General features: G+C 69.4%; 20 protein-coding genes and 1 tRNA gene. 9 read left to right on the top strand and 12 right to left on the bottom strand.

What is annotated here, in order from left to right; genetic code table 11:
* Positions 1–9: 9 nt before the first annotated feature.
* The 3 genes from D9V36_RS22400 to D9V36_RS22390 form a co-directional block, all read right to left on the bottom strand.
* A complete protein-coding gene (locus D9V36_RS22400; RefSeq protein WP_129295352.1) occupies positions 10–1,050 on the bottom strand; it encodes a J domain-containing protein in 1,041 nt (346 codons plus the stop codon).
* Positions 1,051–1,897: 847 nt separating this feature from the next.
* On the bottom strand, positions 1,898–3,337 hold the full coding sequence (locus D9V36_RS22395) for a DUF2252 domain-containing protein (protein WP_129295351.1): 1,440 nt from the start codon (positions 3,335–3,337) through the stop codon (positions 1,898–1,900).
* Positions 3,338–3,784: 447 nt separating this feature from the next.
* Complete coding sequence (locus tag D9V36_RS22390) at positions 3,785–5,191, bottom strand: ABC transporter permease (RefSeq protein WP_129295350.1); 1,407 nt, start codon at positions 5,189–5,191, stop codon at positions 3,785–3,787.
* 119 nt (positions 5,192–5,310) lie between these two features.
* Here D9V36_RS22390 and D9V36_RS22385 point away from each other — a divergent pair, with 119 nt between their 5' ends.
* The gene (locus D9V36_RS22385) at positions 5,311–5,745 is read left to right on the top strand and encodes a MarR family winged helix-turn-helix transcriptional regulator (RefSeq protein WP_093492248.1); all 435 of its coding nucleotides are present in this window, start codon (positions 5,311–5,313) and stop codon (positions 5,743–5,745) included.
* A gap of 313 nt (positions 5,746–6,058) precedes the next feature.
* Here the strand turns inward: D9V36_RS22385 and D9V36_RS22380 are convergent, their stop codons facing one another.
* A complete protein-coding gene (locus tag D9V36_RS22380) occupies positions 6,059–6,421 on the bottom strand; it encodes a winged helix-turn-helix transcriptional regulator (protein WP_129295349.1) in 363 nt (120 codons plus the stop codon).
* A gap of 126 nt (positions 6,422–6,547) precedes the next feature.
* Between D9V36_RS22380 and D9V36_RS22375 the strand changes: the two genes are divergently transcribed.
* The gene (locus tag D9V36_RS22375) at positions 6,548–7,198 is read left to right on the top strand and encodes an FMN-dependent NADH-azoreductase (protein ID WP_129295348.1); all 651 of its coding nucleotides are present in this window, start codon (positions 6,548–6,550) and stop codon (positions 7,196–7,198) included.
* A gap of 316 nt (positions 7,199–7,514) precedes the next feature.
* Here the strand turns inward: D9V36_RS22375 and D9V36_RS22370 are convergent.
* Positions 7,515–7,598 (bottom strand) — tRNA-Leu (locus D9V36_RS22370).
* A gap of 561 nt (positions 7,599–8,159) precedes the next feature.
* On the opposite strand from D9V36_RS22370, the gene D9V36_RS22365 reads away from it, so the two are divergent.
* The 6 genes from D9V36_RS22365 to pknB all read left to right on the top strand — a co-directional run bounded on the left by D9V36_RS22365 (position 8,160) and on the right by pknB (position 16,248).
* Entirely contained in the window at positions 8,160–8,990 is an 831-nt protein-coding gene (locus tag D9V36_RS22365) for an FhaA domain-containing protein (protein WP_129295347.1), read from the top strand.
* Between the two features lie 10 nt (positions 8,991–9,000).
* A complete protein-coding gene (locus tag D9V36_RS22360; RefSeq protein WP_093492247.1) occupies positions 9,001–9,525 on the top strand; it encodes an FHA domain-containing protein FhaB/FipA in 525 nt (174 codons plus the stop codon).
* A 132-nt stretch (positions 9,526–9,657) separates the two neighbouring features.
* Positions 9,658–11,235, top strand: a complete 1,578-nt coding sequence (locus D9V36_RS22355; RefSeq protein WP_129295346.1) for a PP2C family protein-serine/threonine phosphatase — start codon at positions 9,658–9,660, stop codon at positions 11,233–11,235.
* Between the two features lie 23 nt (positions 11,236–11,258).
* A complete protein-coding gene (locus D9V36_RS22350) occupies positions 11,259–12,644 on the top strand; it encodes an FtsW/RodA/SpoVE family cell cycle protein (protein ID WP_129295345.1) in 1,386 nt (461 codons plus the stop codon).
* Positions 12,641–14,110 (top strand): peptidoglycan D,D-transpeptidase FtsI family protein, encoded by a 1,470-nt coding sequence (locus tag D9V36_RS22345; protein WP_129295344.1) that lies wholly within the window; start codon positions 12,641–12,643, stop codon positions 14,108–14,110. The genes D9V36_RS22350 and D9V36_RS22345 overlap by 4 nt, the downstream gene beginning before the upstream one ends.
* A 146-nt stretch (positions 14,111–14,256) precedes the next feature.
* Positions 14,257–16,248, top strand: a complete 1,992-nt coding sequence (pknB, locus tag D9V36_RS22340) for a Stk1 family PASTA domain-containing Ser/Thr kinase (protein WP_129295343.1) — start codon at positions 14,257–14,259, stop codon at positions 16,246–16,248.
* Positions 16,249–16,392: 144 nt separating this feature from the next.
* Here pknB and D9V36_RS22335 read toward each other — a convergent pair whose 3' ends face one another.
* From D9V36_RS22335 to D9V36_RS22315, 6 genes are all read right to left on the bottom strand, one after another.
* Complete coding sequence (locus tag D9V36_RS22335) at positions 16,393–17,133, bottom strand: class E sortase (protein ID WP_129295342.1); 741 nt, start codon at positions 17,131–17,133, stop codon at positions 16,393–16,395.
* A gap of 25 nt (positions 17,134–17,158) precedes the next feature.
* Complete coding sequence (locus D9V36_RS22330; RefSeq protein ID WP_129295341.1) at positions 17,159–18,703, bottom strand: class E sortase; 1,545 nt, start codon at positions 18,701–18,703, stop codon at positions 17,159–17,161.
* Positions 18,700–19,356, bottom strand: coding sequence for an aminodeoxychorismate/anthranilate synthase component II (locus D9V36_RS22325; protein ID WP_129295340.1), 657 nt, complete (start codon positions 19,354–19,356; stop codon positions 18,700–18,702). The genes D9V36_RS22330 and D9V36_RS22325 overlap by 4 nt, the downstream gene beginning before the upstream one ends.
* Positions 19,353–19,529: a hypothetical protein gene (locus D9V36_RS41050; protein ID WP_006604449.1), complete on the bottom strand. Its 177-nt coding sequence runs from the start codon at positions 19,527–19,529 to the stop codon at positions 19,353–19,355. Before D9V36_RS41050 ends, D9V36_RS22325 begins: the two co-directional genes overlap by 4 nt.
* An 81-nt stretch (positions 19,530–19,610) precedes the next feature.
* Positions 19,611–20,351: a class E sortase gene (locus D9V36_RS22320; protein WP_129295339.1), complete on the bottom strand. Its 741-nt coding sequence runs from the start codon at positions 20,349–20,351 to the stop codon at positions 19,611–19,613.
* A 31-nt stretch (positions 20,352–20,382) separates the two neighbouring features.
* Positions 20,383–21,153, bottom strand: coding sequence for a DUF881 domain-containing protein (locus D9V36_RS22315; protein ID WP_129295338.1), 771 nt, complete (start codon positions 21,151–21,153; stop codon positions 20,383–20,385).
* Positions 21,154–21,336: 183 nt separating this feature from the next.
* Between D9V36_RS22315 and crgA the strand changes: the two genes are divergently transcribed.
* Positions 21,337–21,594, top strand: coding sequence for a cell division protein CrgA (gene crgA / locus D9V36_RS22310; protein WP_088798793.1), 258 nt, complete (start codon positions 21,337–21,339; stop codon positions 21,592–21,594).
* 235 nt (positions 21,595–21,829) lie between these two features.
* Here the strand turns inward: crgA and D9V36_RS22305 are convergent, their stop codons facing one another.
* Entirely contained in the window at positions 21,830–22,747 is a 918-nt protein-coding gene (locus D9V36_RS22305; protein WP_129295337.1) for a rhomboid family intramembrane serine protease, read from the bottom strand.
* Positions 22,748–22,785 lie beyond the last annotated feature (38 nt).

Genomic DNA, 22,785 nt, shown 5'->3' with positions numbered 1-22,785 from the left:
GTGCCGACGCTACCCGACCAGCTGCGCGAGGTACGTCTCACGTTCCGCAACATCGGCGAGCAGCTTCTCGGCGATCTCGTCCAGGAGCGCGTCCGGGTCCTCCGGCGCCATCTTGATCATCGCCCCGATCGCGCTCTCCTCCAGCTCGGAGGCCGCGGCAGCCAGCAGCTCCTTGCGCTCGGCCAGCCACTCCAGCCGGGCGTACAGCTCCTCACTCTCGCTGAGCCGTTCCTCGGCCGGAGCGGGACCGGCCTCCCATTCCTGCACCAGCTCCCGCAGCAGGGCCTCGTTACCCTGCCCGTACGCTGCGTTGACCCGCGCGATGAACTCGTCGCGCCGGGTCCGCTCGGCATCGTCCCGCGCCAGGTCCGGATGGGCCTTGCGCACCAGGTCGCGGTAGACCTTGCGGGCCTCCTCGCTGGGCCGCACCTTCTGCGGCGGCTGCACCGGCTGCTCGGTGAGCATCGCCTGCGCCTCGGAAAACAGCCCGTCCGAGCCCATCCAGCCGTGGAACAGCTCCTCGACCTCCGGCATCGGCAGCACCGACGCACGCGCCTCCTGCGCCTTACGGACATCCTCGGGATCCCCCGTACGCGCCGCCACCGCCTCGGCGATCTGCGCATCGAGCTCGTCCAGCCGCGCGTACATGGGGCCGAGCCGCTGGTGGTGCAGGCGGGAGAAGTTCTCCACCTCCACCCGGAAGGTCTCCACCGCGATCTCGAACTCGATCAGCGCCTGCTCCGCGGCCCGGACCGCCTTCGCCAGCCGCCGCGTCGCCTCGTCCTGCGCCGCCTGCTGATCCGGCGCGCCGCCCGGCTCGGCTCCCGCCGCTGCCTTGGCGTCAGCCGAATCGCCCTGAGCTCCTTGGCCGGCATCCACCCCCTCGGAGGCCCCGGTCCGGTCTTCCGAACCGCCGTCCTGCCCGGCCTGGGCTCTCTGACCGTCGCCGCGGGCATCCGGTGCCTGCGGCGCGGCCGTGGCGTCCGGGGTACCCGGTACGTCCGGTCGGTGCTGACCGTCCTGCGTGTTCTCCGCGTGCGAGTTCGTCACCCAGTCAGCGTACGGCCCACACCGGGCCCGGCCCCCCACGGCCATTCGCTCGCTACCTACTGGGGGCCTCCCCCCTCCCCCAACCCACCCACCCCTCACCCGCCACCCCCAGACGACCGGCTCCTCAGCTGCCCCTCCGTCGCCCCCGGCAGGCCTCGGCAGCCCCGGGGCCCCAGCTGCCCCGGCGATCCGGGGCCCGGGCAGCCCAGCGGCCCCAGTGCCCCCGACGGCCCCGACGGCCCCGACGGCCCCGACGGCCCCGACGGCCCCGACAGAGCTCAGCTGCTCCCCGAAGCCCAGGCAAGCCCCCGCAAACCTGGGGGCCCAGCAACCCCCAAGAGGCTCAGCAAGCCCAAGAGCTCCGGCGGGCCCGGAACCTCCGGCAGCCCCACACCCCCAAGAGCCCTGGCAGACCAGGAACCCCCGACAGCCCCAGCGAGAACCCCCTCATCCAGCCGCCGGATCCCCGGCAGCCCGCCCACCAGATCAATACCTGCAGCCTGCTCATCAGCCGCACAAGTGCCGCAGACAACCCCGGGTCGGCCGGCCTGGGTGTCCGTGGACACACACCCCGGCCCAATAGCAACGCGTCGACGGTCCCCAGGCCGTCATGGCACCCCCGCGAAGGTCGGAACGCCGCCGATCGCTCCGCTGCCACGAGCTGCCCACACCCCGCACACCTGTCCCGGCAGGTCCCGGCGGGCCACCGCCGCAACCACCGCCGCCCAGCCCCTTTCCCAAGCGGGGGCATCTGCCCCCGCTGCTCCGGCCCCCGAATCCAGCCGTGCTCCAAGTGCCCCCGCGCTGATCTCCCCACCCACCCGGCCGGGAGCCCGAGCGCCTCCCCCTACACCCCCGTCTCCGCCGCAATCCGCCCGTTCTTCACCGCTGTGGCCAGCTCCGCATGGTCTGCTTCCGTGCGGTCCGCGTACGTGACCGCGAAGTTGGCGATCGCCTCGTCCAGTTCCTCGTTCTTGCCGCAGTAGCCGGCCAGAAGGCGTGGGTCCGCGCTGTGCGCATGGGCTCGGGCCAGAAGGGCACCGGTCATCCGGGCGTAGTCGTCCATCTGATCGCCGGACAGCTGCGCCGGGTCCACGCTGCCCTTGCGGTTTCTGAACTGGCGGACCTGGAAGGGCGTTCCTCCCCACCGGCCGTTCCCCGCGGTCGCGCCACCGCCCCACGACTCCGCGCCCTCCACCGTCGTCCAGCCCAGCAGTATGTCGCTGACCACCTGCATCCGACGCTGCCCGAGCACCACCCGGCGTCCCTCGTGCACCACCTGCGGCACCGGGAAGCCGGCCTTCGCCACGAACGGCACCAACACCGAGGCGCGGGCCTCCTTCACCTGCAGGACAAGCGGCTCGCCCCGGTGGTCCAACAGCAGCACCACATACGACCGCAGCCCCACACTGCCCGTGCCGACCACTCGGAAAGCCACGTCGTGTACCGCGTGCCGAGCCATCAGGGGCAGCAGATCCTCGGGGAGCGTCTCCAGATAGCCGGTGAGCGAGGCGGCCACGGCGGCCGCTTCCGCATCCGGCACCTGCCGCAACACCGGCTGAGCGTCCACGAACCGGCGGCCACCGTCCGGCGTCTCCTCCGTCGCCTTTGCCGCGAACCGCGCGCTGGTGTTCTTGCGCGCCTTGTCCGCTACCCGCTCCAGCGTCCCCACAAGATCTTTTGCGTCGGCGTGCGAGACCAGCGCCTCGTCGGCGATAGCGTTCCACGCCTCGGTCACCGGCAGCTTCGCCAGCAACCGCATCGTGCGCCGGTACGCGCCCGCCGCATCCTGCGCCGCCTTACGACAGTCGTCCTCGCCGGCGCCCGCCTCCCGGCCGGCCAGCACCATCGACGTCGCAAGCCGCTTCACGTCCCATTCCCACGGCCCGTACAAGGTCTCGTCGAAGTCGTTGAGATCGATGACGAGCTGCCCGCGGGCGTCGCCGTAGAGTCCGAAGTTGGCGGCGTGGGCGTCCCCGCAGATCTGCGCGCCGATGCCGGTCACGGGGCTGCCCGTCAGGTCGTACGCCATCAGGCCCGCAGAGCCGCGGAGGAAAGCGAAGGGGCTCGCCGCCATCCGGCCGACCCGTATCGGCGTCAGGTCGGCCAGTCGTCCGGCATTGGACTGCTCAACCGCCGTGACCGCATCCGGCCTCCCCGCCGTGAACGACAGCGCCGCCTGCTCGGCACGCGGAACTCGCTCCCGCAGGGCACGCCCGGCGGCCTTGGGCAACGCCCGCCGCTCGTCCGCCTCGGCAAACCCCGGTACGTACGGCACACGCGGCATAGCGGGCCACCTCCCCCTTCAACGACCTGCGTTCTTGTGTCCTTGTCCGCTGCGTCCATCAGCCCGCCGAGCGAACCCGGCCTGCCGACGAGCAATGACGTTACCGACATCCGGTCACACCCCGCAGAGCCTGTGGATAACTCTCCGGATCCCCGCACGACAGATCCCCGAACCGCCGAATCCCGGACCGCCGAATCCCGGACCAGGAAGCCCGGACCCCAGGCATCTCCGAAGACCGGAAGCTGAGGACGCCGAACTTTCGGAACGTCGAACTCTCGGAACGCCGAGCTCTTGGCACGCCGGAGCCTCAGAACATGGGATATCCGGACCGCCAAGCACCTCAAGCGCCCCAACTACCAGACGGCGGGACGCCAGACAGCGGCAGGCAGGCGGTCGGCACCCCCCTCGGCGCCTGCACCGCCCGCCCCACCCGCCTCGTATCAACCGCTAAACCCCCACGGCCTCCTCCATCTCCATCTCCATCTCCACCCCCACGTTCGCCTCCGTAGCCGCAGCCACAGCCACAGCCACATCGGCATCCGCGACCCCAACGCCCGCTTCCATCCCTGCTCCGCCTGCCGACGACCGCGCCGTCCGGCCTCCCCGCTTCCGCGTCGGCTCCGGCACCGTTGCCGCCACCGCGGCCGCCGCCACCGCCGCGGCATTGGCCGCCGCCTCCGCCTCCGCGGTACGCCGCCGCTTCTCGGCCAGTGCCGCCGCCCCGACCATCAGCAGGCCGGCGACCAGCCACCACCCCAGCGTCCAGACGTGTCCCGACAGGCCGTAATCGTCGAAGTAGACGTGGCTGCGGGTGCCCTCCACGAAGCCCGCACCGTTCCAGAAGGAGTGCAGCGCCGCGAAGAATCCGTTCTGCATCTCCGGACGGAAGATCCCGCCGGAGGACGTGAAGTTGAGCATGACGAAGAGAGCCATCACGCCGAGCGTGGTCCAGCGCTTGAGGAAGGTGTGCAGACCGGTGCCGATCAGCAGAATGCCGGCGGAGTAGAGCCAGGCCATGCCCCACAGGCCCCGAAGACCGTGGTCGACCAGGTGGAAGACCGGACCGGCGAACGCCGTCCCGATGAGGCCGACGACGAAGGACGTGCCGATCGCCAGCGCAGCCCGCAACCGGACCGGCAGCACGGCCCCGGCCCCACCGATCACCGCGACCGAGGCGTACGAGCCGATGCTGATCGCGACCAGCAGGAAGAAGATGCCCTGCCCGGTCGGGTCGTCCTCGGCCGTCGGCGCCACGTCCGTGACCTTCAAGGGAGCGCCTTGCTGCGCCGCGACCGGGGTGAAGACCTTCTGCACGACGGAAGCGCTGGTATCGGATCCGGCGGTCGCCACCAACAGCTCGGGCGCCGCCTTCGCCGAAGCCGCCGCCGTCCCGCCGGCACCGGCCCCGCCGCCCCCGGCCCCTTCCTTCGCTGCCTTCGCGGAAGCCTTCTCCGCGCCCTTCGCCGAAGCCTTCGTCGTACCCGTCGCCGAAGCCTTCGGCGCGCCCTGCGCATGGATCACATACGCACCGAAGATCTCCTGGTGCTTGAGCCCGTCGACGGCCGCAGCCCGGTCAGCGACGGTCCGCACCTCCAGGTCCCCGTGTGCCTTGTCGTTGATCGACTGGGCGAGCAGCTGCGCGCTCCGGCCCGATCCGACGACCGCGACAGGAAGGTGATGCGGTGCGGGGTTCGCGAAGGCCCCCAGGTACGCCAGCCCCATCCCGATGCACATCAGCAGCGGGGTGATCAGGTGCGTCAGGACATGACGCAGCCCGGCGGAGTGGGAGGAACGCACGGAACGGTGGCTGCCGTGCTGCTCGCTTCGATGGTCGGGGGACCGGACCGTACTCATGGGCAGCCCTTCTCAGCTCGTCGGATCAGCTGTCGCCAACTACTGACCGAAAGAAGTAGTTGGCAAATACAACTCCAATACGCGTTGTACTATACAACTACCTCTGCGAAAGGCAACTCGTGACCCACCGCGACGACTCCGTCGAGACCATCCAGCAGGAGATGACCGCGTTCGCCCGCCGGGCCCGCGCGACCGCCGCCCGGATGCACCCCGAGCTGTCACTGGTCTCCTACACCCTGCTGGCACACCTCGATGACCAGCACGGATGCCGCGCCACGGACCTCGCCGCGCACTACCTCCTGGACAAGTCCACGGTCAGCCGCCAGATCGCCGCACTGGAGAAGCTCGACTTCGTCGAGCGCCGCGTCGACCCGGAGGACCACCGGGTCCAGGTGCTGCACCCCACCGAAAAGGGCGCGCAGGTCCTCGCCAACGTCACCGCCAGCCGCCGCAAGGCCTTCCGGGAGCGGCTCGCCGACTGGGACGAGGACGACCTCGACCGCTTCGCCACCTACCTGCTGCGCTACAACGCCGCCCAGGAACGACTGGGATAGGGGGACCAACAGCCGGGACGGGGCAAGGGGGCGGGGCGGAGAAACGGGGCAAGGGAGCGGGACAAGGGGGCGGGGCAACTACGGACGCGACCGCCCGCGCCCCACTCCAGCCCTACCCGGAAGCACCCACCCGCAGACCCGCTCACTTCCCACTTCCGGAACCGCCCCTGCAGCCCCTCGCTTCGAGGGCCGCTCGCTTCCGGAACCGCCCCTGAAGCCGAAGCCCCTCACCTCGGGGGCTACTCACCCCCGAAACCACGAGCCCGCTCGCCACTGGAGCCGGGAGCCGCTCATTACCGGAGCCGGGGGCCGCTCACTTCCGGAACCGCTCCGGGCACTGCCCGCCGTCCGTGAGATAGGCCTCCGCCCAGCGCCCCAGCTCCTTGAGCGCGGGCTCCATCGCGAGACCGGCCTGCGTCAGCCGGTAGGAGACGCGCAGTGGCGGGCCCGGATCCACCTCGCGCAGGAGCAGGCCGGCCGCCGCCAGCTCCACGAGGCGGTCGGAGAGCATGCGCTCGCTGATGCCGGGGATGGCCCGCCGCAGATCGGCGAAGTGCACCGGCGCCGGCATCAGGGTCGCGACGATCAGCCCCGTCCAGCGCTTCCCCAAGAGCTCGAAGACACGCGTCACACCGGCGTCGACCTGCCTGCACACCGCCTCGCCATGATCCGCCATACAGCCAGGGTACCGCCCTCCCGTTTGCTGCTGCAGAAAAGTAAGCTGCTGTGCTATTAATAGCTACATACGGAATTCAACCAGTGGCCCCGCACCGCCCGGCCACGTAGCGAAGGACCGATTCCCATGGCCACGCTTCTGCTCATCGACTCCTCCCTGTTCCCCGAGGACGGCTCCGCCTCCCGCTCGGTCACCGCGGTCTTCCGCAAGGCCTGGGAAGAGCAGCACCCCGACGGCACGGTGATCCACCGCGACCTGGCCGCCGACCCGCTGCCCCACCTCGACGGCATCGGCGCCTCCGCCGGCTTCTCCGACCCGGCCGGCCACACCCCCGAGCAGCAGGCGGCCTTCGCGCTGCGCGTGAAGCTGGCCGAGGAGCTGGAGCAGGCCGACGCGATCGTCATCGGCGCCCCGATGTACAACTTCACGATTCCTTCCACGCTCAAGGCCTGGCTCGACCAGGTGATCCTCATGGGCCGCACCGCGGGCGAGCAGCCGTCCGCCAAGGGCACCCCGGTCACCGTCGTCGCCAGCCGCGGCGGCTCGTACGCGCCGGGCACGCCTCGCGAGCCCTTCGAGTACGTCCAGAACTACCTGGAGGCCGTACTGGGCGGCGGGATGGGACTCGAAGTCGACTTCATCGTCCCCGAGCTGACCATGGCCCCCAGCAACCCGGCGATGGCCGAGCTCGTCCCGCTGTACGAGACCTCCCGCGACAAGGCCCACGAGGACGCGGCAGCCAAGGCCAAGGCCCTCGTCGCCCGCTTCGCCTCCTGAGCCTTCCGAGAGTTCCCTTCGCGGCGGGCGCCCCCACCACGGCGCCCGCCTCGCGGCGTACACCCGCCCCGACTCTCCGACTCCCCGCCCTGCGCGGCCCGTTGGCCCGCACTCCCCCTACGACCAGGCCGGGAGGTCACCAACCCCGAGGCCACCAACCCCACATGTGACGCACCCCTCAAGCCGCCGAGCCACCAGGTCCCACCCCACCCAGCAACCCACCCAGAGCCCCCGCCGTGACATACGCAACAACGTGACAAACGCAACGAAAGACCCCCGGTCTCCGGATTCCTCCGGAGACCGGGGGTCTCATCTGTGCGCGAGGGGGGAGTTGAACCCCCACGCCCTTTCGGGCACTGGAACCTGAATCCAGCGCGTCTGCCTATTCCGCCACCCGCGCATGGGTGCTGCCGTTTGATGTTCTCACATGATCCGGGCCGTTCGGTCCGGGCCTTGTGCGAGCGCCTTTCGACATGCAGAACATTAGCACGCTGTCGGGGGTGCCTTCACATGCCTTTCCCCCGGTCCCCGCCCTGCGGCGGCCCCGGGCCGCACCCCGCCGTGCCTCGGACATTCGCCGAGCACTGCCCCAAGGGGTCACACTCGCGGTAGCCGCAACCGGAGCGTGGGCCACCCGGCCCGCCTCCGGGCCGGCCGGGACAGGGCCGGCGCATGCGTCATGTCCGACTCCGGCACCCGCCCGGCGGGAGTGCCCGGCGGTTGCGGGACACTGTCTGCGGGGCACATCTACGATCGCAGTGCACGAGCAGTGGGCAAGGAGCAAGCAAGCACCGGGCAACCCTGTGAGGGGCGACACTCGTCCTCTGTGAGGGGCGACACTCGTCCTCAAGGCGGGAAAGGGGAACCAGCCGATTTCCCTACGCGTGGATACGATCAGTAAGCAGTATCAGGACGACTCGATCAGGACGACCCCGACGAAGACTGAGGAAGGAGGTGCCCCGTGGGAGTACTGAAGCGTTTCGAGCAGCGTCTCGAAGGTCTCGTCAACGGCACCTTCGCCAAGGTGTTCAAGTCCGAGGTGCAGCCCGTTGAGATCGCCGGCGCGCTGCAGCGCGAGTGCGACAACAACGCCACCATCTGGAACCGCGACCGCACGGTCGTCCCCAACGACTTCATCGTCGAGCTGAGCACCCCGGATTTCGAGCGGCTGAGCCCCTACAGCGGGCAGCTCGGCGACGAGCTCTCCAGCATGGTGCGCGACTACGCCAAGCAGCAGCGCTACACCTTCATGGGCTCGATCAAGGTCCATCTGGAGAAGGCCGACGATCTCGACACCGGCCTGTACCGCGTCCGCAGCCGTACGCTCGCCTCCAGCTCGTCCCAGGAACAGCCGGGCCCGGCGGCCGCACCGCGCCCCGCGGCGCCCCGCGGCGGCCGTCCCGGCGGCGGCCACGTGAGCCCGCCCCCCATGCCTTCGTCCCCGCCTCCCGGCGGCGCACAGCCCGTACCTCGTACGGCACCGCCCGGTGCAGGACCGCAGCCCCACGCGCAGACCCGGCGCTGGATCGAGATCAACGGCACCCGCCACCAGATCTCGCGCCCGACGCTCGTGCTGGGCCGCAGCACCGACGCTGACGTACGGATCGACGACCCGGGTGTCTCCCGGCGTCATTGTGAGATCCGGGTCGGAACGCCCCCCACGATCCAGGATCTGGGCTCCACGAACGGCATCGTGGTAGACGGGCAGCACACCACTCACGCTAATCTCCGCGACGGCTCGCGGATTGTCGTGGGCAGTACCACCATCGTTTACCGGCAAGCCGAAGGGTGAAGCGGGGAGCATGTCAGAGCTGACCCTCACGGTCATGCGGTTGGGTTTCCTCGCCGTACTGTGGCTGTTCGTCATCGTGGCCGTTCAGGTCATCCGCAGTGATTTGTTCGGCACGCGCGTCACACAGCGCGGTGCCGCCCGGCGCGGCGGGCAGGAAGCGCGTACGCAGCGGCAGGCTGCGCCACCGCAGCAGCAGCGCCGCCAGGAAGGCGGTCGCGGCAACAACCGTCAGCGCCGCGGAGCACCCACCAAGCTGGTGGTCTCCGAGGGCTCGCTGACCGGCACCACGGTCGCCCTCCAAGGCCAGACCATCTCCCTGGGCCGTGCGCACGACTCCACCATCGTGCTGGACGACGACTACGCGTCCAGCAGGCATGCCAGGATCTACCCGGACCGTGACGGCCAGTGGATCGTCGAGGATCTGGGTTCCACCAACGGCACGTATCTGGACCGGACCCGACTGACGACCCCGACACCGATTCCGCTGGGAGCCCCGATCCGCATCGGCAAGACCGTCATCGAGCTGCGGAAGTAGTACGACAATGAGCGAGCGGAGCGAGCGAGCCGCGACGGTCCACTCGGCGGACCCGGGCGTGCTCCCGACCGGAGGGTGGGCAGTGTGGCTCGACGAGACCGGCTGTACCCCGAGCCGACGGGTGAGGTGCACATGAGCTTGTCACTGCGCTTCGCCGCCGGATCGCACAAGGGCATGATCCGCGAGGGCAACGAGGATTCCGGCTATGCCGGGCCACGGCTGCTCGCCATCGCCGACGGCATGGGCGGCCAGGCCGCCGGTGAGGTCGCCTCCTCCGAGGTGATCTCCACGCTCGTCCAGCTCGACGACGACGTCCCCGGCTCCGACCTCCTCACCTCGCTGGGCACGGCCGTCACACGCGCCAATGACCAGTTGCGGGTGATGGTCGAGGAGGACCCCCAGCTGGAGGGCATGGGCACGACCCTGACCGCCCTGCTGTGGACCGGGCAGCGGCTCGGCCTCGTCCACGTCGGTGACTCGCGGGCGTATCTGCTGCGCGACGGCGTGCTGACCCAGATCACCCAGGACCACACCTGGGTGCAGCGGCTGGTCGACGAGGGCCGGATCACCGAAGAGGAAGCCACCACCCACCCGCAGCGTTCGCTGCTGATGCGGGCGCTGGGCAGCGGCGATCATGTCGAGCCCGATCTGTCGATCCGCGAGGTGCGGGCCGGCGACCGGTATCTGATCTGCTCGGACGGACTGTCCGGGGTGGTCAGCCACCAGACGCTGGAGGAGACCCTCGCCAGCTACCACGGGCCGCACGAGACCGTGCAGGAGCTGATCCAGCTCGCGCTGCGCGGCGGCGGACCCGACAACATCACCTGCATCGTCGCCGACGTCCTGGACGTGGACGGCAACGACGCGATGGCCGGCCAGCTCAACGACACCCCGGTCATCGTCGGCGCCGTCGCGGAGAACCAGCACCAGCTCAGCGACCCGAGCACGCTGCAGACCCCCGCGGCGCGGGCCGCCGAGCTCGGCCGGCCGGGCGCACCGGCCGGTCCCGGCGGTGCCTTCGGGCCGCCCGGCAGCGGTGAGCACGAGGTCGGCGGCCCGCCGCAGGGCTCGTTCGGCGCGTTCATGGACGAGGACTTCGTCAAGCCGCGCCGCCGCGGGCGGTGGCTGAAGCGGTCGCTGTTCATCGCGCTGGCGCTGGCCGTCGTGGGCGGCGGGTGCTACGCGGGCTACAACTGGACGCAGACCCAGTACTTCGTGGGCGCCAAGGAGGACCACGTCGCGCTCTACCGGGGCATCAGCCAGGACCTCGCGTGGATAAAGCTCAACGACGTGGACGAGGACCATCCCGAGATCGAACTCAAGTACCTGCCGCTGTACCAGCGCAACCAGGTCAAGGAGACGATCGCGGTCGACAGCCGCACGCAGGCCGGCGAAAAAGTCACCGAACTGAACAACCAGGCCAATGCCTGCCGTATCAAGGAGCAGCGGGAGGCGGCCGAACGCGAGGCGGCACGGCACCCGGGCAAGAAGGGCCGGGCCGGCACACCGTCGAAGCCCGGTTCCCCTTCCCCGTCCGGTTCGCCGAGCACCAAGCCCGGTTCCACCGGCAAGGCGGGCAACGACAGCGGTACCGGCACGGCCGGCACGCTGTCGGCGACCGTCACTCCGAAACCCGGACCCAGCACCAGCCAGGCCGCCCCCTCCGAGGAGCAGAAGCAGCTGGAAAAGAATTGCAGCACCCAGCAGTGAGGGCCTAGGGGGCCGTAGATCTCATGAGCAGCAGCACCACCAACACCACCACCATCGGCACCATCGGAGCCCCGAGCCGCCGCAACACCGAGCTGGCGATGCTCATCTTCGCGGTGCTGATTCCGGTGTTCGCCTACATCAACGTCGGGCTGGCCAAGGACGGTTCGGTGCCGGCCGGCGTGCTGGGCTACAGCCTGGGCCTGGGCCTGCTGGCGGGCGTCGCGCATCTCGTCGTCCGCAAGTGGGCGCCGTACGCGGACCCGCTGATGCTGCCCATCGCCACCCTGCTCAACGGGCTGGGACTGATCTTCATCTGGCGGCTGGACCAGGAGCCCTCGCTGGGCAAGGCGATGGCGCCCAACCAGCTGATGTGGTCGACGCTCGGTGTCGCCTTCTTCCTCGCCATCCTGATCTTCCTCAAGGACCACCGTGTCCTGCAGCGCTACACCTACATCTCGATGGTGGTGGCGCTGGTCCTGCTGGTCGCGCCGGTGTTCTTCCCCGGGGTGAACGGCGCGAAGATCTGGATCACGATTCCGGGTCTCGGCTCGCTGCAGCCCGGTGAGTTCGCGAAGATCATCATCGCGATCTTCTTCGCCGGCTACCTGATGGTGAAGCGGGACGCGCTGGCGCTGGCCAGCCGCCGCTTCATGGGGCTCTACCTCCCGCGCGGCCGTGACCTCGGGCCCATCCTCGTCATCTGGGCGCTGAGCCTGATGATCCTGGTCTTCGAGACCGACCTGGGTACCTCGCTGCTCTTCTTCGGTCTGTTCGTCGTGATGCTGTACGTGGCCACCGAGCGCACCAGCTGGATCGTGTTCGGTCTGCTGCTCAGCGCGGGCGGCGCGGTCGCGGTGGCGACGTTCGAGTCGCACGTCCAGACGCGTGTCCACAACTGGCTCAACCCGCTGGAGCTGCTGAACGGCGGTGTCACCGAGACCGCCCAGGCGATGTACTCCTTCGGGTCCGGCGGCATCCTCGGCTCCGGTCTGGGACAGGGCTACTCCCGCCTCATCCTGGGTATCGCGCCGAAGAGTGACTACATTCTCGCCACGGTCGGCGAGGAGGTCGGCCTCGCCGGGCTGATGGCCATCCTGCTGCTGTACGGCCTGCTGATCGAGCGCGGTATCCGCACGGCGCTGGCCGCCCGCGACCCGTTCGGCAAGCTGCTGTCGATCGGCCTGTCCGGCGCCTTCGCGCTGCAGGTCTTCGTCGTCGCCGGCGGTGTGACGGGCCTGATCCCCCTGACGGGTATGACGATGCCGTTCCTCGCCCAGGGTGGCTCGTCCGTGATCGCCAACTGGGCACTGGTCGCGATCCTGCTCCGGATCAGCGACACCGCGCGCCGTCCGGCGCCGGCTCCCGCCCCGTCCACCGACGCCGAGATGACCCAGGTGGTCCGCCCGTGAACAAGCCCCTGCGCCGGGTCGCGATCTTCTGCGGCCTGCTCGTCCTCGCTCTGCTGGTCCGCGTCAACTGGGTGCAGTTCGTCGAGGGTGACCAGCTCAAGAACGATCCGCACAACCGCCGCGTCGCGATCGAGCGCTACAGCACGCCGCGCGGCAACATCATCGTCGACGGCAAGGCCATCACCGGCTCCACGACCACCGACAGCGGCGACTTCAAGTACAAGCGCACGTACAAGAACGGCAAGATGTGGGCGCCGGTCACCGGCTACGCCTCGCAGGCCTTCGACGCCAACCAGCTCGAGAAGCTGAACGACGGCATCCTCAGCGGCACCGACGACAGGCTCTTCTTCAGCCGCACGGTGGACATGTTCACCGGCGGCAAGCAGAAGGGCGGCAACGTGGTGACCACCCTCGACGCCAGGGCCCAGAAGGCCGCCTACGACGGCCTGGGCAAGCAGAAGGGCGCGGTCGCCGCGATCAACCCGGAGACCGGCGCGATCCTGGCCCTGGCCAGCACCCCGTCGTACGACCCGTCCTCCTTCGCCGGGATGAGCAACAAGGACGCCGAGGCGTACAGCGCGCTGCAGAAGAAGAACGACGCCGACGAGCCGATGCTCAACCGGGCGCTGCGCCAGACCTACCCGCCCGGCTCCACCTTCAAGGTCGTCACGGCCTCGGCGGCCCTGGAGAACGGCCTCTACCACGACGTCAACTCCAAGACCGACTCCCCGCTGCCCTACACGCTCCCCGACACCTCGGGCCTGCCGCTGAAGAACGAGGGCAACATCCCCTGCAAGGACGCCAGCCTGCGCGAGGCGCTGCGCTGGTCCTGCAACACGGTGTTCGGCAAGATCAGCGCGGACCTCGGCAACAAGAAGATGAAGGCCGAGGCGGAGAAGTTCGGCTTCAACGACCCGGGGATCAACACTCCGGTCCGCGCCTCGGAGAGCATCTACCCCACGGACAACCGGCCGCAGAACGCCATGGCGGGCATCGGCCAGGCCTCCAACCGTGCCACGCCGCTGCAGATGGCCATGGTCGCGTCCGCGGTCGCCAACGGCGGCAAGCTGATGAAGCCGTACATGGTCGACCAGCTGGTCGCGCCGAACCTCAATGTGGTCCAGAAGCACACGCCGCAGGAGATGAGCCAGCCGCTCAGCGCGGAGAACGCCCAGAAGGTGCAGAGCATCATGGAAACCGTGGTCAAGCAGGGCACGGGAACCAGCGCTCAGATCCCGGGCGTCACCGTCGGCGGAAAGACCGGTACCGCCCAGCACGGCGAGAACAACAAGGACAACCCGTACGCCTGGTTCATCTCCTACGCGAAAACCGACAAGGGCACCCCGGTCGCGGTCGCGGTCGTCATTGAGGGATCCGACACTCTTCGCGACGACATCGCCGGCGGAAAGCTTGCCGCTCCGATCGCGAAGCGCGTCATGCAGGCGGTACTCGAAGGCGAGAAGTGACGCGGGTCATGCCGATACCGGTCACGTATCAGGTTGCGGCACCGGCCCGGTCCGGTAGGGCGTGCCGGGTACGGTATGCCCGGACAGCACACCGCCGGACCACACACCGGTGCGGTCGGGACTGACGGAGAGGGCTGGAGAAGCTTATGGAAGAGCCGCGTCGCCTCGGCGGCCGGTACGAGCTGGGCTCGGTGCTCGGCCGCGGTGGCATGGCCGAGGTGTACCTCGCGCATGACACCCGCCTGGGCCGCACCGTAGCTGTGAAGACGCTGCGGGTGGACCTCGCCCGTGATCCGTCCTTCCAGGCCCGGTTCCGCCGTGAGGCCCAGTCGGCCGCCTCGCTGAACCATCCGTCGATCGTCGCGGTCTACGACACCGGCGAGGACTACGTCGACGGTGTCTCGATCCCGTACATCGTCATGGAGTACGTCGACGGCTCCACGCTGCGTGAGCTTCTGCACTCCGGAAGAAAGCTGCTGCCCGAGCGGTCGCTGGAGATGACCACCGGTGTCCTCCAGGCGCTGGAGTACTCCCACCGGGCCGGCATCGTCCACCGTGACATCAAGCCGGCCAACGTCATGCTGACGCGCACCGGCCAGGTCAAGGTCATGGACTTCGGCATCGCCCGGGCCATGGGCGATGCCGGTATGACGATGACGCAGACCGCGGCGGTCATCGGCACGGCGCAGTACCTCTCTCCCGAGCAGGCCAAGGGCGAGCAGGTCGACGCCCGCTCCGACCTGTACTCCACCGGCTGTCTGCTCTACGAGCTGCTGACCGTCCGGCCGCCGTTCGTCGGTGACTCACCGGTCGCGGTGGCCTATCAGCATGTCCGCGAGGAGCCCCAGAAGCCCAGCAACTTCGACCCCGAGATCACGCCGGAGATGGACGCCATCGTCCTGAAGGCGCTGGTCAAGGACCCCGACTACCGCTATCAGTCGGCCGACGAGATGCGGGCCGACATCGAGGCGGCGCTGGACGGACAGCCGGTGGCGGCGAGCTCCGGCATGGGCGCGGGCGGCTACGACCAGGACCAGCCGACCACCATGCTGCGGCCGCAGGACCCGGCCGGCCAGACCTCCATGCTGCCGCCGATGAACCCGGACGACGGGGGCTACGGCTACGACGACCGCGGCGACCGGCGCCGTGGCGGCGGCCAGAAGAAGAGCAACACCTCGACGATCCTGCTGGTGCTGGCGGCCGTCCTCGTCCTGGTCGGTGCGATCTTCATCGGCAAGGCGATGTTCACCGGCAACAGCAAGAGCGGCACCACGCCGGTGCCCAACCTCGTCGGCAAGACCCTCAAGGAAGCCAAGTCGTTCGGCAGGAACGGCAGCTTCCAGGTCACCGAGGGGGGCCGCAAGGCCTGCGACAACGTCAAGAAGGGCCAGGTCACCGAGCAGAGTCCGAAGCCCGGCAAGGAGATCGGCAAGGACGACACCGTCACCGTCACGCTGTGCACGGGCCAGGAGAAGATCACGGTGCCCAGCGTCACGGGTCTGCCCGAGGACCAGGCGCGCAAGGATCTCGAGGAAAAGGGCTTCACCAATATCGAGAGCAAGCCCATGGTCTCCGACCGTGACCCCGGCACCGTCGCGGATCAGGACCCGAAGGCGAACTCGCAGCGGACCAAGGACGCGAAGATCACGCTGTCGATCGCCACGGAGAGCCCGAAGAAGCAGGTCCCCGACGTCAAGGGCCAGGACTTCGCCGCGGCCCAGAGGCAGCTGCAGGACCTGGGCTTCAAGGTCTCCAAGAGCGAGCAGGAAACCCCCGACCCCAACCAGGTCGGCAAGGTGATCGACCAGAGCCCGGCGGGCAACACCGACGCCAAGGTGAACTCCACCGTGACCCTCACGGTCGGCAAGGCGGGCGCTCAGACACCGGTTCCGGGTGTGGTCGGACAGAAGCTGAAGGATGCGAAGCAGGCGCTTCAGCAGGCCGGCTTCACCAACCTCCAGCTCACCGGCGGCAGTCCGCCGGACGACAACGCCCGCGTCATCAACCAGGACCCGCAGGCCAACACGCCGTCCGATCCCAAGACCACCACCGTGACGCTGACGACCGTCGGCGGTGGCGGCAACGGTAACGACGGCGGTGGCGGCCTCTTCAGCGGAGCCTTCGGAGGCAACCACTAACGGTCCCCGCGACGAGGAAGCACGGAGCCCCGGCACCCTGGGAAGGGTGCCGGGGCTTCTTCGTTGTCCGCATCGCCGAACCGCCGCACAGGTCCTTGGGCGTGTGGGGCCGGGCCGGGTCCGGTCCGGTCCGGTCCGGTCCGGCTAGCGGAGTTCCTTCGGGGGGGTGCGGTCCGCATCGACCTTCTCGGTGCGTTCCAGCTCGCCCCAGACGATGTAGCGGTAGTTCGAGGTGTAGACCGGGGTGCAGGTCGTGAGGGTGATGAAGCGGCCCGCCTTGTGCTTGCCGGATTCCTTCGGGATGTCGTCGAGGACGTCCACGTTGTACTTCGAGGTCTCGGGCAGCGTCGCGAACACCTTGTAGACGTACCAGGTGTCCTTCGTCTCGAAGACGATCGGGTCGCCGTCCTTGAGCTTGTCGATGTTGTGGAACTTCGCGCCGTGGCCGTCACGGTGCGCGGCGAGGGTGAAGTTGCCCTTCTTGTCCTCCGGGAGCTCCGACTTGACCGGCTTGGTGTAGTAACCGGCCACGCCCTCGTTGAGGATCTCGGAGTCGGTGCCCTTCTTGACCAGGACCTCGCCGTTGTCCATCGCCGGTACGTGCAGAAAGCCGATGCCGTCCTTGGTGTCCAGCTTCCCCGGGCCCTTGGGGCCGTTGCTCGCCCAGTGCTTGCGGACCTGGTCGCCCTGCTGGTGCGCGGCGCGGTCGGCGAGGACATTGGTCCACCACAGCGAGTAGGCGACGAACAAGCCCAGGATGACCCCGGCCGTGATCAGCAGTTCACCGATGACGCTGATGACGGCGGCGATGGCCCTGCGCCCCCGGCGCGGCCGGGGTGGTGGCGCAGACCGGTCACATTCCTCGTCGGTTCCGGTTGCAGTCACCGCGCAGCACCCCTCTTGTGTTCACTCAGCCGGCGAGCGCATCCGGTTTGCCCTTGCTCCGCGGCCGCTCGTCGACCATCTTGCCCCAGACGATCATCCGATAGGTACTGGTGAACTCCGGGGTACAGGTCGTCAGGGTGATGTAGCGGCCGGGTCCGGTGAACCCCGACCCGGGCGGCACGGGGCCGATCACACTGGTGTTGCTCGGAGACGTCTGGGGGAGGATGCTCTCCATCTCGTAGGTGTAGTACGAGCTCTTCGTCTCGACGATGATCTTGTCGCCCCTGGTGAGCTTGTTGACGTAGCGGAACGGCTCGCCGTGCGTGTTGCGATGCGCCGCCACCGCGAAGTTGCCCTTCTTGTCCCAGGGCATCGCCGTCTTGACCCCGCTGTTCTTGTCGTAGTGACCGATCATGCCGTGGTCCAGCACACGATGCTTGTCGATTCCCTCGGCTATCGGGGCTTTCACATCGAGCTTCGGGATGTACATGATCCCGAAGCGCTCACCGTCCGCGAGGTTCTTCTTCTCGCCGCCGCCCTTGTCCCACTCGTGCTGCAGGTTGGTGGTGGCGCCGCCCGCCTCCTCTTCGGCCCTCACATTCGTCCACCAGAGCTGATAGGTGACGAACAGCAGCATCAGCACGCCGAGGGTGATGAACACTTCGCCCAGCGCGCGGCTGGCGATCAGGCTGGGGCTGTCCTTGGCGGCGCGCGCGGCCTGCCGGGCCTCCAGCCGGGACATGGCAGCGGGCGCCGCTTCAGAGGCTGTTGCAGCGTCTGCTGTGGCGGCAGCAGCGCCGCCGTGGCGCCCGCGCCGTCCTCCTCGCTTGGCGGCCTCCTGAGCGGCCTTCCGCCGGGCCGCTCGGCCGCCGGACGCCGGAGTCGACGCCGCGGTGGATGCCGATGTCTCGGTTTCACGTGAAACCGAGGTGTCCGTTTCACGTGAAACGGCCTCATGCTCGGGCTGCTCCGCCTGACGCAGCGCCATGGTCTCGTTGTCGCCCTGCCACGGTGCGGCGGCGGCCGGAGCGGGGCGCGCGGCGGGCCTGGGGCGCGCGGCAGGCGCGGGGCTGACGGCAGCATCGGGCCGCACGGCGGGCGCGGGAGCGGGCAGTACCGGTGTCTCCGGTGCGACATACGGCCGGGATATCGAGTCCGCCGCCGTGGGGCGGGGGGCGTGGCCGGGGCCGGCTCCCTGGTCGTAGGGGGCCCGCTCGGCGCCGTGGGCCTGCCCGTCCGGCCGGGACGGGCCTTCCGGCTCCAGATGCGGGCGGAACCACGGTGAGCCCTGGCTCCCGCCCTCCTGCGCCGCCCTGCCCCGCCGTCGCCCCCGGCCCGGCTGCCCGTACGGAGCGGGCGCGGGTGCCGGTGGTGCCGCCTGGCCCGGCAGCGGATCGTTCAGCGGATCGTCGAGCTGCTCCACCGCCGCCTCGAACGCGTCGGGGTACCCGTACGGATCCTGTGATCCCTGCGGTTCCTGCGACCCGTACGACTGCGGCGGCCCGTACGACCGCTGCGAACCGTCCGGCTCGTAGGATCTCCCTTCACGCCCGGGGCGTGGGTCGGTCACGCGCCGGCCTTGCCGACCACCGGGGCCAGCCCCGTGGAGCGCTCCACCGCCCCCTCGTCGCCGCATTCGACGAGCCAGTTGGCCAGCATCCGGTGCCCCCACTCCGTCAGCACCGACTCGGGGTGGAACTGCACCCCCTCGACCGGTAGTTCGCGGTGCCGCAGACCCATCACGATCCGCCCGCCGGGGACCTCCTCGGCCTCCGTCCAGGAGGTGACGAGCAATTCGTCGGGGACGGTGTCGGGCTCGACGGCGAGGGAGTGGTAGCGGGTGGCGGTGAACGGGGAGGGCAGGCCGGCGAAGACCCCGGCGCCCTCGTGGAGGACGGGTGAGGTCTTGCCGTGCAGCAGCTCGGGCGCCCGGTCCACCACGCCGCCGTAAGCGACCGCCATCGACTGCATGCCCAGGCACACGCCGAAGACCGGGATGCCGGTGTCCGCGCAGTGCCGGACCATGTCGACGCAGACGCCTGCCTGCTCGGGGGTACCGGGGCCGGGGGACAGCAGCACACCGTCGAAGCCGTCCCGCGCATGCCGCGGCTCGACCTCGTCGTTGCGCAGCACCTCGCATTCGGCACCCAGTTGGTAGAGGTACTGGACGAGGTTGAAGACGAAGCTGTCGTAGTTGTCGACGACGAGAATCCGTGCGGTCATCGGACGGCTGCCATCCCTTGGTCGACAGTGACGTCATTGAAGGGGAGCAGCGGCTCCGCCCACGGAAAGACGTACTGGAAGAGTACGAAGACGACCGCCAGCGCGAGCACCAGGGAAATCAGTGCCTTCACCCAGGTGTTGCCCGGCAGATGCCGCCAGATCCAGCCGTACATGCTGTCGCTGTCCCCTTGCCGATGCCGATGACGATGACGATTGCGACACCAGAGTAAGGGGCGAGGGCGGGCACAGGTGGGTCAGCCGGTCAAAGCCGATGGCCTTCCCTGCGCCACGGGTTGGGTGGAATCGAGGTGTCCCCAGGCGATCAGCCGGTGGCTGTGGCCCCATTCCGGCTCGCAGGTCGTGAGCGTGAGATAGCGGCCGGGGCCGTGGAATCCGGACTTCGGCGGTACGGGGTCGATCACCCCGATGTCGCCGGGCAGCGTCGTGAAGGGCCGGCGGTCGATGCGGTAGGTGTACCAGGTCGCGCCGTCGGTCAGCACCACGGCGTCGCCGGGGCGCAGCCGGGGGAAGTCCTTGAACGGGTCGCCGTACGTGCGGCGGTGACCGGCGACGGAGAAGTTGCCCAGCTCCCCGAGGTGCGCGGTGCGGTCGTAATGTCCCAGGCCGCGCTTGAGGACGTCGGTCGCGGTGCCCTCCAGCACGGGCTTGACCCAGTCGGCACCCAGGCGCGGGATGTACATCACGGCGAAGGAAGCGCCCGGGGCGTAGTGGCGGGGCCGCGCGGCGGGGGCGGGGGTGCCGCCGGGGGCCTGCTTTCCGCCGGGAGCCGGTGTGCCGCCGGGTCCGGTGGCCTGGGCCGCGGACCACTGCTGCCGGAGCTTGCCGATCTCGCCGTCCATGGCGCTGTCGGCCCGTACGCCGGTCCAGAAGAGAACGTAGACCACGAACAGCACGATCAGCGCGCCGGCGGTGACGCAGATTTCGCTGAGCGTCCATACGATCCACCGCACCGCCGTCCGGCCCCGCAGCGTCATCCGGCCCCCGCCCCTCCCGCCGCCCCGCGGGCTACGGCTTCACAGGCTGTGCGTAGTGCAGATCCACTGTGCCGGAGTAGCCGGGAAGAGTCACCGCCTCGTGCTGGTCGACTTTCCAGCCCAGGCCGTAGGCGTTCACGTACTGGAGGTAGTTCTGGATGGCGGGGGAGGCGGTCAGCGCGTTGGTGAGGGCCTCGCGGTCGCCGACGGCGGTGACCTTGTACGGCGGGGAGTAGACCCGGCCCTGGAGGATCAGGGTGTTGCCGACGCAGCGCACCGCGCTGGTGGAGATCAGCCGCTGGTCCATGACCCTGATGCCCTTGGCGCCGCCGTGCCACAGGGCGTTCACCACGGCCTGCAGGTCCTGCTGGTGGATGACCAGGTCGTTGGGCTGCGGCTGGGGCACCCCGGGGATCTTGGCGGTGGCGTTCGGCGGGGCGTCGGTCAGGGTGACCGTCACGCCCGAGCCCTTCAGCGGCTTGGTGCCTGCGTTCTTCTCCAGCGCCTTGACCTTGGCTTCCTCGGCCTTGGAGGTGCCGTTATCGCGCCGTGCGAGGGCGTCGACCTCCGCACGCAGGGTGGCGTTGCGGTCGTCCTGGTCGCCATTCTTGTGGCTGCGCTCCTGGATGAGGTCGGACAGCCGCAGCATCGAGTCGTCCGAGCGCAGATTGGTGCCCCGTGCAGTGTCGAAGCTCAGCCAGAACAGCAGCCCGGCGAGCGCGAACACGATGAGGGTGAGAAACCGCACGGGCCGCAGGCGGGGGCGAGGGGGGCGGTGGGGCGAGTCAGCGGAATTGCTCAACGTACCCTTACTCCTTACGGCGCCGCGGAAGCACTACGCTAACGGACGCCCGGGAAAAGGAATCCGCTCCCCACCGCGTCCGTGCCCCGGCGCACCCCTCGTACCCTCCCCGCGGATGGGGGCACCGCCCGCCGGCGCCAAGCAGTGAGCGGGGGGAGCAGCGCATCGACAGGAGAGTTCCTCGTGCCGAAGTCACGGATCCGCAAGAAGAAGGACGACTTCACGCCGCCGCCGGCGAAGACCACCAACCTGAAGATGAACTCAGGGCGCGGTTGGGTGGCGCCGCTGATGCTGGCGATGTTCCTCATCGGGCTGGTGTGGATCGTGATGTTCTACGTGTCCGAGGGCGATCTGCCGATCGGCGCCATGGGCAACTGGAACATCGTGTGCGGCTTCGGCTTCATCGCGGTGGGCTTCGGCGTATCCACTCAGTGGAAGTAGCACAAGCCCTGCCCAAGGCCATCCACACGGTTATCCACAGCCGGGGAAAACTTCAGAAGATCTGTGGATAACCTTCCGGAGGTTGACGCCGGTGTGATCGGCGGCACCCTCCCCCGGCCCGCGTCTCCCCGCGTCCTTACTGGGGAAACGCAGGTCAGGCGGGCCGGAACAGCGGTTCCGCACAGCATGCACAAGATCGGCCACGCACTGTGGACAACGTGACGGGACAGGCCCTTCAGCCCAGCAGCTGAAGGGTCCGTACCCACACCACCGCGACGATCACGAGCAGGGCGGCCACACAGGTCGCGGTGTGCACCAGGGTCCGGCGGTGCCGCGGCGCGTGCACCATCCCGAACGCCACCGCGGCGCCCACCACCAGGCCGCCGACATGGGCCTGCCAGGAGATGTTCGGCCACAGGAATGTGAAGGCCAGGTTGAGGCCGAGCAGGATCAGCACCGGCTTCATGTCGTAACTCAGCCGCCGCAGCAGCACCGCGGTCGCACCGAGCAGCCCGAAGATCGCGCCGGACGCACCCAGCGAGGGCTGGTTCTGCGCGGCGAGGAGATACGACAGGGCGCTGCCGCCCAGACCGGCGAGCAGATAGAGCGCGGTGAACCGCAGCCGGCCGAGCGCCGCCTCCAGCGGGGGCCCCAGCCACCACAGCGAGAGCATGTTGAACGCGAAGTGGGCGATCTGCGCGTGCAGGAACATCGCGGTCAGCAGGCGGTACCACTGGCCTTCCGCGACCCCGACCAGCCGGAACTGCCCCGGGTCGGCTGCGAGCCCCACCAGGTCGAGACGGCCGAGCAGCCAGCCCGTTTCGCCGCCGTTCAGCAAGACGGCGATGAAGACCGCGGCGTTCAGGCCCAGCAGGATCTTGGTGATCAGCCGCGGATCGGCCGCGAGGGTGCCGCCCGCGAGGGTGCGCGGAGCCGTCGCCCCCGGCGGGTGGCCGGTGCCGCTGCCGCTGCGGACACAGGACGGGCACTGGAAGCCGACCGAGGCGCTGACCATGCACTCCGGGCATATCGGCTGCTCACAGCGGGTGCAGCGGACACCGGTCGGACGGTCGGGGTGGCGGGAGCAGCCCGGCAGGCCGCCGTCGCCCTGCGCGTCCTGCGGCGTGTGCGGGCTGCCTGGCACCTGGGTCATCCGTCCCTCGTCCTCTTTCTCCGTGCGGGCGCGTTCAC

This window comes from Streptomyces lydicus, from assembly GCF_004125265.1.
GTDB lineage: Bacteria > Actinomycetota > Actinomycetes > Streptomycetales > Streptomycetaceae > Streptomyces > Streptomyces lydicus_C.
Note: the sequence above shows the minus strand (reverse complement) of the source record. Positions and strands in the feature narration are given on the sequence as shown.